Here is a 298-nt window from a genome sequence, read left to right on the forward strand (position 1 = left end):
TGTTGATACCGTTCGTAGCCGTTTGCCCTGTTGCTGTCAAATCTGTCGTAGTCACACTATCTGTACTGATAGCACCTGTGTTAACTATACCATTCATAGTCGTTTGACCTGCCACACTTAACGTATTACCTAATGTAGCCGCACCCGTATTGGTTAATGTACCTGAGTTGGTTAGGTTACCTGTATTAGCAATAAGACCAGTATTAGCAATACCATTGGTCGTGATTGTTCCTGTTGCTGTCAAGTTAGACGTCGTTAAGCTGTCTGTACTAATAGCGCCAGTATTACTAATACCGTT

Annotated in this window: 1 pseudogene; it reads right to left on the bottom strand. The window is 42.3% G+C overall.

Annotation, left to right across the window (positions count from 1 at the left end):
* Positions 1-298 (bottom strand): annotated as a pseudogene (locus tag SB772_RS39980) (hypothetical protein); the annotation flags it as partial.

The sequence above is a fragment of the Paraburkholderia sp. SIMBA_030 genome (assembly GCF_046535245.1).
Taxonomy (GTDB): domain Bacteria; phylum Pseudomonadota; class Gammaproteobacteria; order Burkholderiales; family Burkholderiaceae; genus Paraburkholderia.